At 58.4% G+C, this 17,206-nt stretch carries 13 protein-coding genes; 5 read left to right on the top strand and 8 right to left on the bottom strand.

What is annotated here, in order from left to right; all coding sequences use genetic code 11:
- Window position 1: 1 nt before the first annotated feature.
- The gene (locus ACR3E0_RS06030) at window positions 2-1,234 is read left to right on the top strand and encodes a mandelate racemase/muconate lactonizing enzyme family protein (protein ID WP_480477125.1); all 1,233 of its coding nucleotides are present in this window, start codon (window positions 2-4) and stop codon (window positions 1,232-1,234) included.
- A 111-nt stretch (window positions 1,235-1,345) separates the two neighbouring features.
- Window positions 1,346-1,633, top strand: a complete 288-nt coding sequence (locus ACR3E0_RS06025) for an ArsR/SmtB family transcription factor (protein ID WP_480480958.1) — start codon at window positions 1,346-1,348, stop codon at window positions 1,631-1,633.
- Window positions 1,634-1,636: 3 nt separating this feature from the next.
- Here ACR3E0_RS06025 and ACR3E0_RS06020 read toward each other — a convergent pair whose 3' ends face one another.
- Window positions 1,637-4,633, bottom strand: a complete 2,997-nt coding sequence (locus ACR3E0_RS06020; protein WP_480480956.1) for a cyclic nucleotide-binding domain-containing protein — start codon at window positions 4,631-4,633, stop codon at window positions 1,637-1,639.
- A 245-nt stretch (window positions 4,634-4,878) separates the two neighbouring features.
- Here ACR3E0_RS06020 and ACR3E0_RS06015 point away from each other — a divergent pair, with 245 nt between their 5' ends.
- The gene (locus ACR3E0_RS06015) at window positions 4,879-5,238 is read left to right on the top strand and encodes a DUF3307 domain-containing protein (RefSeq protein WP_480480954.1); all 360 of its coding nucleotides are present in this window, start codon (window positions 4,879-4,881) and stop codon (window positions 5,236-5,238) included.
- Here ACR3E0_RS06015 and ACR3E0_RS06010 read toward each other — a convergent pair.
- The 7 genes from ACR3E0_RS06010 to ACR3E0_RS05980 form a co-directional block, all read right to left on the bottom strand.
- Entirely contained in the window at window positions 5,235-5,981 is a 747-nt protein-coding gene (locus ACR3E0_RS06010) for a hypothetical protein (protein ID WP_480477123.1), read from the bottom strand. The genes ACR3E0_RS06015 and ACR3E0_RS06010 overlap by 4 nt on opposite strands.
- Before the next feature lie 56 nt (window positions 5,982-6,037).
- Window positions 6,038-7,342 (bottom strand): NAD(P)/FAD-dependent oxidoreductase, encoded by a 1,305-nt coding sequence (locus ACR3E0_RS06005; protein WP_480477121.1) that lies wholly within the window; start codon window positions 7,340-7,342, stop codon window positions 6,038-6,040.
- Complete coding sequence (locus ACR3E0_RS06000; protein WP_480477119.1) at window positions 7,339-8,013, bottom strand: TetR/AcrR family transcriptional regulator; 675 nt, start codon at window positions 8,011-8,013, stop codon at window positions 7,339-7,341. Before ACR3E0_RS06000 ends, ACR3E0_RS06005 begins: the two co-directional genes overlap by 4 nt.
- Window positions 8,014-9,564: a trimethylamine methyltransferase family protein gene (locus tag ACR3E0_RS05995; RefSeq protein ID WP_480477117.1), complete on the bottom strand. Its 1,551-nt coding sequence runs from the start codon at window positions 9,562-9,564 to the stop codon at window positions 8,014-8,016. It lies immediately after the preceding gene.
- A gap of 2 nt (window positions 9,565-9,566) precedes the next feature.
- Window positions 9,567-11,969 carry a GcvT family protein gene (locus tag ACR3E0_RS05990; protein WP_480477115.1) on the bottom strand — a complete coding sequence of 801 codons (2,403 nt, stop codon included), beginning with the start codon at window positions 11,967-11,969 and terminating at the stop codon, window positions 9,567-9,569.
- Window positions 11,970-12,082: 113 nt separating this feature from the next.
- The gene (locus ACR3E0_RS05985; protein WP_480477113.1) at window positions 12,083-12,712 is read right to left on the bottom strand and encodes a glutathione S-transferase family protein; all 630 of its coding nucleotides are present in this window, start codon (window positions 12,710-12,712) and stop codon (window positions 12,083-12,085) included.
- A 77-nt stretch (window positions 12,713-12,789) separates the two neighbouring features.
- Window positions 12,790-13,287 carry a class I SAM-dependent methyltransferase gene (locus ACR3E0_RS05980; RefSeq protein WP_480477111.1) on the bottom strand — a complete coding sequence of 166 codons (498 nt, stop codon included), beginning with the start codon at window positions 13,285-13,287 and terminating at the stop codon, window positions 12,790-12,792.
- A gap of 232 nt (window positions 13,288-13,519) precedes the next feature.
- Between ACR3E0_RS05980 and ACR3E0_RS05975 the strand changes: the two genes are divergently transcribed.
- The gene (locus ACR3E0_RS05975; RefSeq protein ID WP_480477109.1) at window positions 13,520-15,292 is read left to right on the top strand and encodes an ABC transporter ATP-binding protein; all 1,773 of its coding nucleotides are present in this window, start codon (window positions 13,520-13,522) and stop codon (window positions 15,290-15,292) included.
- Complete coding sequence (locus ACR3E0_RS05970; RefSeq protein WP_480477107.1) at window positions 15,285-17,198, top strand: ABC transporter substrate-binding protein; 1,914 nt, start codon at window positions 15,285-15,287, stop codon at window positions 17,196-17,198. The genes ACR3E0_RS05975 and ACR3E0_RS05970 overlap by 8 nt, the downstream gene beginning before the upstream one ends.
- Window positions 17,199-17,206 lie beyond the last annotated feature (8 nt).

Here is a 17,206-nt window from a genome sequence, read left to right as displayed (position 1 = left end):
GATGAAACTGCAGGATCTCGACATCATCGTGACCGCACCCCCTGCACCCGGTTGGGGCGGACGGTATTGGATTTTGGTCAAGGTGACCACCGACACGGGCATCACAGGTTGGGGTGAATGCTATGCGTCCTCGGTTGGGCCGGACGCCATGCGTTCGGTGGTCCGCGACGTGTTCGAGCGGCATATGCTGGGCGAAAATCCCGAAAACATCGAACTGATGTTCCGCCGCGCGTACTCCAGTGGCTTCACTCAACGCCCGGACCTGACCGTGATGGGGACGTTTTCTGGGCTTGAGATTGCGTGCTGGGACATCTTGGGTAAGGATCGTGACCGGCCGGTTCATGCGTTGCTTGGCGGAAAGATGAACAACCGAATTCGCGCCTATACCTACCTCTATCCCCTGCCCCACCACGATCTCACGGATTTCTGGACATCGCCCGAGCAAGCCGGAGAGTGCGCGGCTGAAATGGTTCGGCGTGGATACACCGCCGTGAAATTTGATCCTGCCGGGCCCTACACGGTTCGGGGCGGGCATATGCCTGCCATGTCCGACATCACGATGTCAGTCGCATTCTGCAAGGCAATTCGCGAAGCGGTAGGCGACAAGGCCGACCTGCTGTTTGGCACCCATGGCCAGTTCAACACCGCCGGAGCCATTCGCCTTGGGCAGGCACTGGAGCCCTATTCTCCGCTCTGGTTCGAAGAACCGACACCGCCCGATATGATCGAAGACATGGCGCGGGTGGCACGTAACGTGCGCATCCCGGTGGCCACAGGCGAACGTCTGACCACCAAAGCCGAGTTTGGCGCGGTCTTGCGAGCAGGTGCGGCGGAAATCCTGCAGCCGGCACTCGGTCGGGCAGGCGGCATCTGGGAAATGAAAAAGGTCGCCGCAATTGCCGAAGTCTTCAACGCACAGATGGCCCCGCATCTCTACGCAGGGCCGGTGGAATGGGCGGCGAATATTCAACTGGCTGCTTCAATCCCAAACCTGTTGTTGCTGGAATCCATTGAAACACCGTTTCACGACCAACTGATCAAGGGCAGCTTGCGTGTCGAGGATGGCTTTGTTGCCGCCCCGACAGGACCCGGTCTGGGCATCGATGTCGACGAAGACCTGGCGCGCGCGCACCCCTACACCGGGGACGGCTTGCACCTCGAGATGCAGGAAGAGCCGTGCGACTACGTCAATGGCAACGCGTTTCAGGGAGGAGCCCCAGCGACCAAGGGGTGACAAGCGCGACCGGGTTGAGTCATATTGCGGCAAATTCATGTGCTGGACAGCTCTTTCGTGACACTCGACCAAATCAAACCTCAAAAGCGGCGGTCAGAAATGCCCGCGGATATGCAAAGCAGCGCTGCCGAAGCAGCGGCCTTTCTGAAAACGCTGGCGCATGAGGGCCGCCTGATGATTCTGTGTCATCTGGGCGACGGTGAAAAATCAGTGGGTGAACTGGAGGCTTTACTGCAGACCCGCCAAGCCGCTGTCAGCCAGATGCTGGCGCGTTTGCGCGATGAAGGTCTGGTGAACGCGCGCAGGGACGGAAAAACGGTCTATTACTCGCTGCAAGACGGGAATACCGCGCAAGTCATTGCACTGCTGTATGACCTGTTCTGCAACCCGGACGGTTGATCGTCAGTTCGAAACGTAGCCTGCGATGACTTGCAAGAGTTTAAACGCGGTCGCAGCGTCGTTTTCGACCACGGCAAGGAATTCCTCTTCACCGATGCGCAAACAGGACAGCTTGGTTTCCGCAATCATGCTCAGGGCGCGCGGTTCTTTCCGGATCAAGCCAAGTTCGCCGACAAGTGCACCGGGTCCGACCTTGGTAATCAACTGATCCGGCCCGTCAGTTTGCGGCAGGTACAGCCCCGCTTCGCCCTCCAAAACCACATATGCGCCATCTGTCGGCTGGTCGTCCTTCAGGAAAACAACCTGTCCGGCCGCGGCATCGAACCAGCGTGCACCAAATGCCAGCAGGCGCAATTGCCTGCGATCCAGCCCTGAAAACAGGGGTGTTTGCTCCAGTGCGCGCAGTTTCCGCGCAAGGTCTGCCGAGGCAGCGCTGTCTTCTTCCACGTCCGCTGGTCCTTCGTCCGAGACAACACGACCCTGACGGATTTCGACATACATGTCGAAAACATCAGGATTCTCGAATTGGTCATTCAGATAGATGACGGTTGTCTCAGGCAACAGCGCACGCAGGTTTTTGTAAACTGCCACTTGTGTTTGCATGTCATAACTGGCCAGCGCGTTTTCCAGAATCAGGATGTCAGGCTTCTTGATCGTGGCGCGGGTAAAGGCCAGCGGTTCGGCAAACACGGCTGGCAGGTTCTGCCCCCCAAGGGCCACGGGGACATCGTAGATCAGTTCAACAACCAGCGGACGGGCTCCATTCTCGTCCAGGACATCGACAATCATCTTGCGCGCTTCATCCGAACGCGCGCCGCCGATCTGGCTGACTTTACCGAACAGGGCGTTTTCCATAACCGTCAAACCGGGCGCGGAAGCCTCCGGGTCCAACGGAACGAAAACATCGCGGAGACGCTCCAACAGTTTCTCAGAATGGCTGTGACGCAATTCCAGAATGCGGTCCTTCAATTCATCTGAAAAGGCTGGACCGATCTGTTCCGCCGAGATGACCAAGGGTACGGCCAGCAGATTAGCGAGCTGGGCGTCATCCAGCCCCGCCGCCCCATCCTTGCGGGTGCGTTCGACCAGTTCGACTGCCGCTTCATATGTCTGGGCTTCCAGACCCAGCTTGCGGAACAAAGGATGGTCCGTCCCGTCCAGACCAAAGATCTGCCGCAGCATATCGATCACATCACGCGTGAGTGCGATCAGGGTCTCGTCCAGACCCAGTTCGCGCAGCTGCCCCAGGAAGACGGTTTGTTGCGCGAGCAACTCCTGCGTGACCGGAACACGCGGGGTGGCAAACAACAGGTTCTCTGCGACCGGCAAGGCCGGATTGTAGGCGTTCCGATCAAAGATCAGGGCCTGTTCCTCCAGCCCGGCGTCTTTGATCGATTGCTGCACCAACGGTCGAAGATCGACCAGTTTTTGTGCCAGTGCCGGGTATTTGTCCGGGTCAAACGCCTGTTCGGCACCGCGCTGGAACAAGGCTGCCCCCGATCCCATTCCGTCGATCAGTTTGAGCCACCAATCCCGCAAGGCGTTGGCGTTCTCCAATCCGGCCAGAGACGGGTCCAGCCAATCCGCCTGAAACGGATCGGTGCTGTTGCCGGCACGGAGTGTTTCGGCAAACCCGGGATCATCCGAGACCTCCGAAAGCGGCTTGTACCGCATCGGCATCATAACGTTGTCACCCAGTGTGCCCTGAAACATGACCGGTCGAGAGGTGGCATAACCAATGCGCGCTGCAACAACGCCTTGATGCAGCTCCGCCAGGTTCCGACTTCCGATCTCGACCCGTCCGGCACTGGGCAGGATTTCCCGGGTCAGCAATTCTGCAATGGCCCGCCTGTCCTCTTCGCTGGGTGCGGCAATACCGATGGTCTTTCCACCCGGGAAGGTCAGCTCCAGATCATCCAGCACCTGATTTCCATCGATGTCGCGAACTGAAACACGGTCCAGAACGACATCGCCAATCAGGTGCGGACGGTCTTCTGCTTCACCCTCGAACAGCTTTTCGTCCTGCATTCCCGACGGCGCAAAGCGTTCGATCACCACATCCCAGCGCAGCCCCATATCCTGCGTCTGGTTGTAATAGGTAAGCAGTTCCTTCCAGGGCGAACTGAGGTCTTTGTAAGCCGCCAACGCTGCCACCAACGCACCTAGTGACACGGAGCCCTGAAGAACCAGCAGGCCGCCCACCAGATAGAACATGAACGGCGTCAGTTGTGAGATGAAGTTGTTTATGAACTTCATAAAAAACTTCTTCTGGTAAATCTCGAACCGAATTCCAAACAATCGTCCCAACTGATCCGAGACCATGGCGCGGCGGTACCGCCAGCCGCCGTTGGCACGCAATGTCGCGGCGCCGGCTGCGTTCTCACCGATCTGGGCCGCCAGCACACGGACTTCCTGGATGCGTTTCTTGTTCAGCAGGTTGATTTGACGCTGCAGGCGCGGAATGAGCCAGGCCTGCACCGGGATAAGGGCGACAGCCGCCAGACCGAACCAGACACTTTGCAGGAACAGGAAAGACAGGATGGTGATCATCTGCCCGGCCTGCAGAACCGGCTGACTGATCGCATCACCCATCAACCCGCCCATCGGTTCGCTTTCGGCGGTGATCATGGACACCATCTCGCCCTGGCTGACCCGCTCGAAATAGGGTTGCGGGAACCGCAGGGCGCGGCTGATCAACTGGTAGCGGAACCGTCTCAGCATCCGCTCGCTCAACACGCCTTTCATCGTGTTGATCCGCATCTTCATCAGACCGTGCGCAAGCACGGCAGCCAGAAAGGCAAAGCACAGGATGATTAGGAAATTCGTCTGCGGCAGGCTATAGCCCCAGACCTCGACCACGCTGCTTGTTGCGCCAATCGCGTCGTTGATGATGCGCTTGGGCAGTTCCAGCGTCAGGTACAGCAGTGGAAACAGCGTGGACGTAACGGCCAGCAGGATCAGCTGGTCGCGTTTGGAGTATTTCCAAATAAACCGGAAAATCGTGCGTTCTATGGAACCCGCCCCTGCTGCTTATCAACGGTTCGATTTTGGTGTAATGCACGCAAAGTCAACATCCTGAATTTACAGCAATCCTGACAAAATAGGCAAATAGTTTCCCTCGGATGAGGTTTATTCGCGTTGTGTGAACTAGTTCATTTGCGCAGCGATGTTTTAATGCCTACTGTTTACACAGGGACGTTATCGGGAGGGTAATTTTGGCTGCGAGTTTTGGCGCAGTGTTGGTTATGCTCTGCTTATTGCAGATCAAACATATGTTTGCCGACTACTACCTTCAAACGCCCAAAATGCTCTCCGGACGTGGCGAGTATTTTCATATGGGTCGCGCGCAACATGCTGGTGTGCATGCTGTGGGCTCAGTTATTGTGTTTCTGCTGTTCGGCGCGCCAATCCCCTTTATCGTGGTCATTGTTGCCCTGGAATGGTTCGTTCATTTCAACATTGATTATGCCAAGGCCAGCTACTCGGACAAAAAGCAGCTCGCGCCGAACCAGGCCGCCTTTTGGCGCGCGGCCGGGCTAGACCAGTGTCTGCACAATCTGACCTATATTGCGATGGTCTGGGCGTGGCTGGAGTTTGCGGCCTAAGCAGCGGCGTGTTCTGCAGTACTTTCCGGTGCGCCTGCACGGTAAGCAGTCAGCCACAGCTGATCCAGTTCATCCACCTTTTCGGGATCAAACTGGTCTTCGTTCTCCCAATACCGCCCCGATTCAACGAAATACCCCGTTTCAGCCTCGGCCTCCAACACTGCGCCCATGCCACGTGTGGAAGGCAGTGAAGAGCCTTGCAGATCATCCAAACCGACAGTTGGGAAAACAAGTCGACTTTTCCCTCGGGACAACCGTACCACCCGGCAATCCTGTGCGGCACCGAACATCGCCAACCTGGCGGACTTCGCTTCGAGCGATCGCAGCGTTATGTCCGCGCGCAACGGATCAGCAGTGCCATTGCCGTAGAAATGTGTCTGACCGGTATCTGAATACACCATGTCACATCCGAAATAGGCCAGCACCGCAGGCCGCAGCACGGACAATGCCCAGTATCCCGCAGTAAAGGCCATTGTGCCGCCCGCGTAAACGAACCCGCCATAGTCGTTTTGCTTGGGGACATAGTCCGCGGCACTGACAATCCGCTGCGTGTCATTAAGTTGTTTTGGGCGTCTAGTGACCGGAAAATCCTCTGGGTGGATCAGGACATCCCAGTCCGGACGAATGCGCCAAGCGTTGTTGATCGCCACAATATGCGTAAAGGCCTCACGGGGCCAAGTCCGCGCAGCTACAGCAGACGGGGCACTGCCCAGAATCAGAACGCGGTTCTGTGGATCGGTCATTGCGGGTCCGCCTTTGTTGCGGGTCCCGTGCAACCTAGAGCATTTCAAAACGCCGGCTAGCCCAGAACGGAAAAACTGCTTTCTTCGTTGATCGGTCGCTTACGCGAGTAGAACCCGACATCGATCATCCGCTTGATATAGGGCAGTTCGAACTGCAGCGGTTGGGTGTCATGATCCGCACCGCCCTCGCAATAGTTGATCAACGCGGTCATCATCTTGCCCGCAATCGGCGCATTCTTGTACTGGTTGCCGCTGGTGCCGCAGGCCATGTAGAATCCCGGCAGGCTGGATTTGTCATAGATCGGAATCCAGTCGGTCGAGGCATCGTAAAGATCGACGACCCCCCGCGTCCTGGATGGAATGCCGAGACTTGGTACCCGCTGCGCATAGCGCATGGCCTGCGTGGTCCACTGGTCGGTGAAATCGTGGTTGTATTGGAGGTCGTCCTCGCACCACTGATGCGGATCGCATTCGGGATCTTCCGATCCGACCAGGATGTGGTTGCCGTGCTCTGGGCGGCAGTAGCAGGCGATATCGCTGTCCGAGACAATCGTGCCATCATTCTCAAAGTCGAACCCCTCGGGCGCGGGGACATGTACCACTTCCTGCCGCAGGGGGCGGGTCTCGATGGTCATATCGTCCAGAACGTCGGCCATCTTGTTGATGATCGCCGATCCCGGCCCGGCGACATTCACGACCACTTTGGCATGGATTTCTTCTCCCGAGGCCAGTTTAACTCCGGCAACGCGCCCGTCCTTGGTCAAAATCTCGACGACCTCCGCGCCAGTCTGCACTTCCGCTCCCTGCTGTTTTGCAGCGTCCATCAGGTTTTGCGCCGACAAGGCGGGATCTGTGACATATCCCGCCTGCGGCCAGAACACGCCACCCGCCATTTTCCCACCGTTTGGCTGGCCGAACTCCGGATCATCCATGCGGCGGGCCGGGGCAAAGCTGTCCAGCGAATAGACAGGCAAACGCGCGGTGATCTTCTCGGGCGACCATTCTTCGAACGGGCACTCCAGATCGGCGCTGTTGTGCATGTGTTTTTCCAGCAACCCGTTTGCTTCGGTCTTCATCACCAGACACCCGGTTTCGCGGAATTGCGCCAGATTGGCATCCTCGGGCAAACCCAGATACTCGGCCCAGTCACGCCAGTAATGATACCCCTCCCACGCAAAGGCGGTGCCGTCGAACGTCGAATAGTGCATCCTAATGATCGCGCAGGAACCCGCGGTAGAGCCGTGGCCGACCTGGCTGTTGCGGTCCAGGGACAAGGTTTTCCAACCGGCTTTGGCCATTTCGAACGCGATGGCGGCGCCGATGACACCGGTGCCGATGATGATTGCGTCTGGTTGGCTCATTCTGTGTCTCCTTGCCAATAGCGCTTTGAATAGGCGCTGAATTCCTCAACTTCTTCGGGTCTGGGTTCGACACCGGTGAAGACATAAAGATAGTGCGGCACCATCGATATCCGCGTGTTCATTGGCTCGTTCAACTGGGCCAGATCATATCCGATCTGCATGTAATAGAGCACGCGGGCACGCGTTTCCGCTTCGATCGCGGAATATCCGTAGCGAGCGAACATGGCGTGTAAAGCCTCAAGCCGTTTGGCGTCCGACTGGTCCAGAACACGGCGCACTTTCCCGGACTTTCGCGCCCAATCCCGCACGGCAAAATCCAAAGCGGTATCGAACAGGGCAGTGTTCACAACGCACCGGTGCACGTTGCACACGGCTGCGGTGATGGTTTCTGCCTGTGCTTCGGCCTGTGCGATCAGAGCGGCCGTATTGGTGGCCTGCCAACGGGCCAGCAACGCATCCAGCAGTTCCTGGCGAGACTTGAAATACCAATAGAACGACGACCGCGACACCGCCATGCGTTCAGCCAGGTTCAGAACCTTGATCTGGTCCACCCCGTCCGAGATCAGCACGTCCATCGCGACGTTCAGCCAGTCGTCTCGCGTGACCTTGATGTTGCCGACCAGTGGCTCGGCCTTTGGATCATCCCTGTGCAGTATCGGTTTCGTGTTCATTCAGCTCTCCGGCGGTGCGCCGCCCTCTGCCGTGCGACAGGCAATAAAATCGTGCAAAGCTCCCAATCGGTCATTGTCACTTGCCGGGGCTTTGAAATCGTTGAGAATGCCTTTCCAGACACCCGTGGCCCGGTGATTTGCATCCACCGACCCTCGCTCAGTCCAGGTGCCGAAATTGGCATAGTCATGAACGTGCGGTTCATAGAATTCAGTGTTGTACCGCTCCATCGTCTGACTGGAGGCAAAGAAGTGACCGCTTGGTTCCACCTCGCACAACGCCGTGTCAAATCCGATCTCGGAGGGTCCGGCCTGCGCACCGGCGCAAAGCTCGGCGACCATGTTCAGCACTTCGGCGTCGCAGATCAGTTTTTCGAAAGACACGGTCAAGCCACCCTCCAGCCAGCCTGCAGAGTGAATGATCACCGTCGCCCCGGCCATCAGACACCCCCAAAGGCCGAACTGGTTTTCATTGGCCGCCTGCACATCGTTGACGTTCGATGCCGACCCGGCGGCGGATCGCCACGGCAGGCCCAAGTGGCGCGCCAACTGTCCCGCAGCCAGCGAGGCCTGAAAATGCGAAGGCGTCCCAAAGGCAGGCGCACCAGATTTCATGTCCACGTTGCTGGTGAACGTGCCGTAACACACCGGAGCCCCCGGATTTGCCAGCTGGGTCAGCGTCAGCGCGGCCAGCGCCTCGGCATGAGACAGGGTGATTGCACCCGCCACTGTGATCGGGGCCATCGCACCCATCAGCGTGAACGGCGTGATGATCGACATCTGACCGTGCCGCGCGAAATCAATCAGCCCTTGCGCCATTGGGATGTCCAGAGTGCGCGGGCTGTTGGTGTTGATGATCGTGTAGCAGTGGGGATTGGCGTGGAATTCATCTTCGGACAGGCCGCGAGCGGTGTAGAGCATCTCGAAGCAGTCCATCACCTGCGGCGTCCCGCGTGAGAAGAAGAACGGGAACTTGTCTGTCAGCTCCATCTGCGCCTTGGTCGTGAAATAGTGCCGCACGTGGGTCGGCACATCCTGCGGCTCCACCTGCGGCGAGATCATCTGGAACACGTCGAAGTGGTGGGTGAGCTTGAGGAAGTCCAGATAGTCTCGCCCGGTCGCGGGCCGACGCCCGCGCTCGAGATCGGTGGCGTTTGGTGCACCCGCCCCCGGCTGAAACACCAGACTTCCCAGCTCCAATGTGAAATCGCGCCGGCGCGCGCCGGCGCGACACGCAATGGATTTAGGCGCCGAGGCAATCGCAGCCTCGACAATTTCGCGCCCGATGAACACCATCTCAGTCTCTTCATCCACCCGTGCACCGGCTTGGCCAAACAGGCGGCGCGCTTCGGGCAGGAGGACTTTGATCCCAAGGTCTTGAATCGCGCGCAAGGCCGTTTCGTGCATGTCCGCGATCTGATCCGCCGGGAATACCTCCATCAAAGGAAATGGATTCTTCAGCTGACGGTAATTCACATCGCGGCTCACCGGCGGGGCGGCATCGGCGCCGCGCCCGCGCCGTCTCCGTCCGCGCTCCGGGGTTTGCGCAATCATGCTCACCCCCTCATCGCTTTGCCTTGCGGATCGTAAGGTGAGGGCGCAACAACACGGGATGGCCGTTCGACACCGACCACATGCACAGACAGCTCCGTGCCCGGCTCTGACTTGTCGCGGTCCACCAGCGCCATGGCCAGTGATTTGCCGGTGTAGTGCCCGTAACCGCCGGAGGTGACAAAGCCGACACGTTCGCCTCCCGCCCAGACGGGCTCATATCCGCTGGCATCCGCGTCCAGAGCATCGATTTCCAAGGTCACCTGAATCTGTGCCGGACCGTTGCCATCGCGTTCAGCAACGGCAGCCGCCTTACCGACAAAGTCCTTATCCCAGTCGATCCAGCGATCCATCCCAGTCATACCCGGTGTATAAAGCTGCGTAAATTCCGCCGACCAGATGCCAAAACTCTTCTCAAGCCGTGTCGACAGCATGGCGTTGAAACCGCATTCGCGGATGCCTTCCTGGGCCCCCGCCTCCAGCAACATGCGGCGCAGCTTGATGTGATCGCCATATCGGCAGTTGATCTCATAGCCTTTTTCTCCGGTCACTGACATCCGGGCGACCCGCGCACGGACGAGGCCGATATCGTAATCACCGCAGCCCATGAATTTCAGGCCCGAGATATCCTGTTCCGCCAGCTTCTCGACCACCGCCTGAGATTTCGGTCCAACAACGGCAAAGCCACAATATTCCTCGCCCAGATCGCGGACAGTGACACCATCCATCATGTGGTCGTCAAACCAGCGCATATGCCAAGCGCGCAAGTAGTAGCTGCCCATGATCCACCAGGTGCCATCGCCCCAGTTGAGCACGGTCAGATCACCCTTGAGCCGCCCGTTCTCGCCCAACATTGGCGCCAGTTTGGCGCGGCCCGGCGCAGGCAGTTTCGAAGCCATGACCTTATCCAGCCACGCTTCGGCATTCGGACCCGAGACTTCAAACCGGGAAAAGCCCGAAATGTCCATCAGGCCCACACCTTCGCGGATCACCTTGCACTCTTCAGCCACGATGTCATGCGCGTTCGAGCGTTTGAGCGTCGGGGTCTCCTCAAACCCCTTTGGTGCAAAGTAGAGCGGAACCTCGAGATCCCAGCTGACGCCCCATTTGCAACCCGCCTCGGTCATCGCGTCATGGGCAGGCGCCATCTTCAATGGACGACCTGCGGGCAGTTGCTCATTCGGATAAGTCATCACGAAGCGTCGGGAATAGAACTGACCGGTGGTTTCGCGGATGTAACGTTTGTTCTGAGCGAAATCGCCGTAGCGCGCCACGTCCATCGGCCAGGCATCTGCCTCGGGCTCGCCATGGATCATCCACTCGGCCAGTGTCTTGCCAACGCCGCCGCCCTGCAGGAAGCCGGCCATCACGGCACAGGCCGACCAGTAGCCCCGTTTGCCCGGCACGGGTCCCACCAGCGGATTGCCATCGGGCGAGAAGGTAAACGCGCCATTGACCCAGGTCTTGATGCCCACGTCCTGAATGGAAGGGTAGCGCTCAAAGCCCAGCGTCAGTTCATTCTCGATCCGGTCCAGTTGTTCCTGAAACAGCTCTTCGCCGTAGTTCCACGGTGCGCCATCCATCGCCCAGTGTTCATGATCGACCTCGTAGATGCCGATCAGAACGCCCTTTTGATCCTGCCGCATATAGGTGAAGCCTTCGAGGTCGACCGTCATCGGCATCTCAAAACCGGCGGCGGCCACCTCGGGAATGGAATCGGTAATCAGATAGTGGTGTTTCAGCGGCGAGACCGGCAATTCGACACCCGCCATGCGCCCGACCTGTTTCGCCCACAAACCGGCCGCGTTGACCACATGTTCGCAAGTGATCGTGCCCTTGTCGGTGACAACCTGCCACCCATCATCGGTTTGGATCAGCTCCTCGACCTTTGTTTCCTCGTAATACTCCGCGCCGCGCTTCTTGGCAGCAGTTGCATAGGCCTGAACCGTACCGGTTGTGTCGATATAGCCCTCACGATCCGCCCACATGGCACCCAGAACACCATCCGTCGACATGATCGGGCAACGCTTCTGCGCTTCCTCCGGTGTCAGCAACTCGCAGTCATCGATTCCAATAGACTGGAAAATGCGATAGTTCGCCTGCAGCCATTCCCAGCGCTCGGGCGTGCCAGCCAGTGTCAGACCGCCAGTCATGTGCAAGCCGATATTCTGCCCGGATTCCTTTTCGATCTCGCTCAGAAGGTCGATGGTGTAGGCCTGCAGAGATGCCATGTTCGGATCGGCATTCAACGCGTGAATACCGCCGGCCGCGTGCCAGGACGAACCCGACGCCAAACGCCGACGTTCCAGCATGACGACATCCGACCAACCAAATTTGGCCAGATGATACAGAACCGAGGCGCCAACAACGCCGCCCCCGATGACCACGACACGATACTGGGACTTCATCCCGACCTCCCCTGAACAGATTCTGCGGAGACGCTAGTGGCACTGTTCACCTCTGTCTAGACATTTCTGTACAGTGCGGGTTACTCGAAACTCCTGCACCCAAAAAACAGGGGTCAGAGGGCTGAGCTGGGTCGGGACTGAACCTTATCGAACCACGCCCGCGTGGCGATGTTATTCTCGGGAATCTCCAGCCTGATCACTCTTGCGAAATCCACGAATACAAAAGTTGATATGTCCGCCAGCGTGTACTCCTCGCCAGCCACAAATGGGCTGTCTCGCAATCTGGCTTCGAGCAGATCAAAGAAAACATGCGTTCGTTCAAGACCGCGCTGCGCCAGTTCAGGGATTTGAGCATAGTCGACCGGTCCCGGAATAGCCCTGCCTTCAAAAGCCGGATGCTTGTTCCGCAACGCCTCGGCAATTGGCGCGGCACCCTGACTCTCCACGATCGCATTCCACATCAGCACGAGACCTTTTTCGTCAGGTGTGCGACCCATCAGGGGTGGTTCGGGAAAACGCGCCTCGAGATAGGCGGCAATGCCCAGATTTTCCGTCAAAACCGCCCCTTCATCCGTCACCAGAACCGGCAGTGTCGCGCGCGGATTAATGGCTCGAAAAGCCGCGTCGAGTTGTTCGCCCTTTGCGATCGAAATGTCGCGGCTCTCGATCTGAACACCCTTTTCGGCGATGAATATGCGGGCCCGGCGCGGGCTGGGGGCCGTTGAACAATCATAAAAGAGCATGACTGTAGTCCTTTTTCGTGTGCGTCAGTGACCGTTCAGAAAGGCACAGGCCATTGCCGTGTCTTTCCGAGCAAAGCTCAACGAAGATAGACAAAGCACCGCCCCTCGACCGCCCCCACCGGCAGAGGCAACTCGGTCAGTGCATCGAAATACATCCTGTCGCTCGACACCATCAAACCGCCAGATGCCAGCAGCGGCTCGATCAGGGGCGAAACAAGGCGGGCAAAGGCGTCATTCTTTTCGCGATTATGTCCGCCCAGATCGGCATGGATCAAACTGGCCGATGCCCCGAAGCGATCAACCGAAGCAGGTAATGTCTCGCGTACGTCTCCCAGGATCACGCGATCTTCTGGTGGTGTAGAATCTGGATGTGAGGCCACCGCGCGTTCGAACACATAGACCGGGCGGTCGTGAATGTGCTGAATCATATGGTGATATGTTCGTCCGTTGCCCAACCCCAGCTCGAATACAGGCCCCGGCATTCCTGCCGTCTGCGAAATCGCAAAGTCCAGGCAGGCACGCTGTGACACCATGCGGTCAATGAACAAGTCGAGCCGGCTCTTGGTGTCGGACATAGGGAAATCTCTCTTTGATACTGCTCGGGAGCATAGATGCCGCCAACATTGCCGTAGATGACAAAAACTCAAGACTTTGTGTAGTCACCTCGCCCAAAGTTTCACGTTTTCGCGACATTTCACCCTAAGAACACGTTTGACTAGTCAACCCCAACCGCGCGAGACTGCCTAAAAAACACAGGGAGTTGAAGAAGCTGATGTCACCAGACGGTCAGACGGGTGGAATACCCGCATGAGTGCGTTGTTGTCTGTCCGAGACCTCAGCATCGGTTTTGGCACAGGTAGCCCTGTCGTCAGCGATGTGAACTTTGACGTTGAGGCCGGACAGACACTCGCACTGGTCGGGGAATCCGGCTCGGGCAAAACCATCTCCTGCCGGGCGGCACTGCGGATTCTGCCACGCACGGCGCAGATCCGCAGCGGCAGTATTACTCTGAACGATTCCAAAGGCATGGCGGAGCTGATGAAAATCAGTGAGCGCGAAATGCGGGGGATACGCGGCAATCGGATATCAATGATTTTTCAGGAACCGATGCGGTCCTTGTCACCACTGCACAAGATTGGCAATCAGGTCAGCGAGGTTCTGTGGCTGCACCGGGGCGCGTCGGAGGCGCAAGCCCGCAATGAGGTCCTGAGACAATTCGAACGCGTGGGCTTTCCGGATCCGCAACGCGCCTATGATTCCTATCCGTTTGAGCTATCCGGCGGTATGCGCCAACGGGCAATGATCGCCATGGCCATGGTCTCAAAGCCCGAATTGCTGATTGCCGACGAACCAACGACGGCGCTGGATGTGACCACACAGGCGCAGGTGCTTGGTCTGATCAAGGAGTTGCAGAGAGAAACCGGGATGGCGCTGATCCTTGTGACGCATGATCTGGGCGTGGTGGCAAACATGGCCGAGCAGGTCGTTGTCATGCACAAGGGCCGGGTCATGGAAGCAGGCCCGGCCGCACCCATCCTGACCGCGCCCGCGCACCCTTATACCCGGCAGTTGTTCGATGCTGCCCCGGCGATTCCGGACCAGGAAGCGGTCGGATTGCCGATGCCGGATGAGGACCTGATCCTGCAGATGAAGGATGTGTCCAAGACCTACACGATGCGCGCCAGCAAGGGGTGGCAGGCTGACAGGGAAATCCACGCCTGCCGTGGCGTCGACCTGAACCTTGCGCGCGGCAAGACGCTGGCCATCGTCGGGGAAAGCGGCTCTGGCAAAACAACGGCGGCCCGCATTGCACTGGGCGCGGAACTGCCTGATCCCGGGGGTGAGATTTTGTTCCGCACCGCGCCGGGCGAAGATCCAATTACCGTGCACAACATGACCCGTACCCAGCGCACCGCCTTTCAGCGCAAAGCACAAATGGTGTTTCAGGACCCCTATAGTTCGCTCAGCCCCCGGATGCGCATTCAGGACGCAATGACCGAACCACTGGAGATTCATCGCATCGGCTCGGCCTCGGACCAACGGGACAAAGCAGCTGAGATGCTGCAACGGGTGGGTTTGAACTCAGACATGCTCAAACGCTACCCGCATGCCTTTTCCGGCGGCCAGCGGCAGCGTCTGTCCATTGCGCGGGCGATGATGCTGGACCCGCAGCTGATCGTTTGTGACGAGCCGACCTCGGCGCTGGATGTATCTGTGCAGGATCAAATCCTGACCCTGCTCGAAACGTTGCAGGACAGTCTGAACCTGTCCTACCTGTTTATTTCTCATGACCTTGCCGTCGTGGCGCGCATTGCCGACGAAGTTGCCGTGATGCGCAGGGGTCTTGTGGTCGAACAAGCCCCTCCCGAAACCCTGTTCTACAATCCGCGCCACCCCTACACCAAGGCGTTGATTGCCGCTCAACCCGAACCCGACATCAATCGCCCGATCGACCTGCAAATGGTTTCACTGGGTGCCGGCGCACCAGACAGTTGGGATGAAGCCTTTCGTTTCTCTGACACCGTGTTACCTTCTCTGGTGGAATTGGAGCCGGGCCATAAGGTACGTTGCCATGTTTAAGACCACTCGACATCTGATCCCGGCCACCTTGCTGGTCCTCACCTGGATGCTGCCCGCCGCAGCGTCAACCGTCCCGACTCCACAAGAAACGGTGTTTTGGGCCGCAGAAGTGGATGCGGGCAACCTGCCACCCATCCAGGATCGCCTGCCGCAAAACCCGTTGGTCGTTGATCTGGCCGAAAAGGGGCGCGAGTTCGGAACACCCGGCGGAACCCTGCGCACCATGGTTACGCGGTCCAAGGACATCCGGCAAATGGTGGTTTACGGTTATGCCCGGTTGGTCGGGTTCGACGAGAATTATGCAATTGTGCCCGATCTGCTGGCCGCGTTCGAGAACGATGGCAATCGCAAATTTACCCTGAAACTGCGCGACGGCCATAAATGGTCCGACGGCACACCGTTCACATCCGAAGACTTCCGGTACTGGTGGGAGGACGTGGCCAACAACGAATTGCTCAGCCCCTCCGGCCCGCCCGATTTCCTGATCGTCGAAGGCAATTTGCCGACGGTCAGCTTTCCCGACGAGACAACGGTGATCTATGAATGGGCCGACCCCAATCCCGATTTCCTGCAGTCGCTGGCGCAGGCGCGACCCCCCTTTATCTACCGCCCTTCGAAGTTTCTGAAGCAGTACCATGAGAAGTTTGCAAATCCGGACGACCTTGCCTTTGCGGTCGAGGATGCGCGCGTCAAAAGCTGGGCGGCGCTGCACAACAAACTGGACAACCTCTACAAGTTCGACAATCACGAACTGCCGACGCTGCAGCCCTGGTTGAATGCCAGTTCGGGCAAGAAAATCAGGCACAACTTTGTGCGAAACCCCTATTACCATCGCATCGACACCAACGGCGTTCAACTGCCATATATCGATGTGGTCGAAATGGAGATTGTCGCCCCCGGCCTTGTCGCAGCAAAGACCAATGCGGGCGAAAGCGATCTGCAGGGCCGTGGCCTGGCCTTCCGGGACGCCTCAATCCTGAAAAAGGGCGAAGCACAGGGCGACTACAAGACAATGCTATGGAAAACAGGCGTTGCCTCTCAGATCGCGATCTATCCGAACCTCAACTTTGAGGACGAGGCCTGGCGCAACGTTCTGCGCGACGTCCGCGTACGCCGCGCGCTTTCGCTCGCCATAGACCGCAAGACCATCAATCAGGCGCTTTACTTCAAACTCGCCCATCCGGGTGCAATGTCTGTTCTGCCTGCATCGCCGTTTTACACCGAAGCGAACGCCAAAGCCTGGGCCGAGTTCGACATTGATCAGGCCAATGCCCTGCTGGATGAGGCTGGGCTGGACCAGCGCGACAAATACGGCATTCGCCTGTTGCCTGACGGTCGACCGATGGAACTGGTCGTGGAAACTGCGGGCGAGCGGCAGGAAGTTGAAAACGCGCTGCAGATCGTGACTGACACCTGGCGCGACATTGGTGTGAAACTGGTCATGCGCCCGCTGGATCGGGATATCCTGCGCAACCGGGTTTTTGCCGGCAACACCATGGCCTCGGTCTGGTTCGGCTGGGATGACGGTATCCCGCAAGTTCACACCTCGCCGGCCTATCTTGCTCCTACCGATCAGGTATTCCTGGCCTGGCCGAAATGGGGTCAGTACTATCAGACTGGCGGCGAGGTCGGCGAAGCGCCCGACATGCCCGAAGCCGAGCGCCTTATGACACTTGCCCATGACTGGGAAATCGCGACAACCGACGATGAGCGCGCGGCCGTGTGGTCAGAGATGCTGAACATACATGCGGAACAGCTCTATGCCATCGGTATCCTGAACGGCGCCCCGCAGCCCATCGTGGTTTCAAACCGCCTGCGCAATGTACCTGAACAGGCCATGTGGGCATGGGAACCCGGTGCACATTTTGGCGTACACCGCCCGGACGAGTTCTTTTTTGCCGACTGACAGGAGCA

The organism is Ruegeria sp. AJ12 (assembly GCF_056536245.1).
This window is presented reverse-complemented; position numbering and strand designations above follow the sequence as displayed.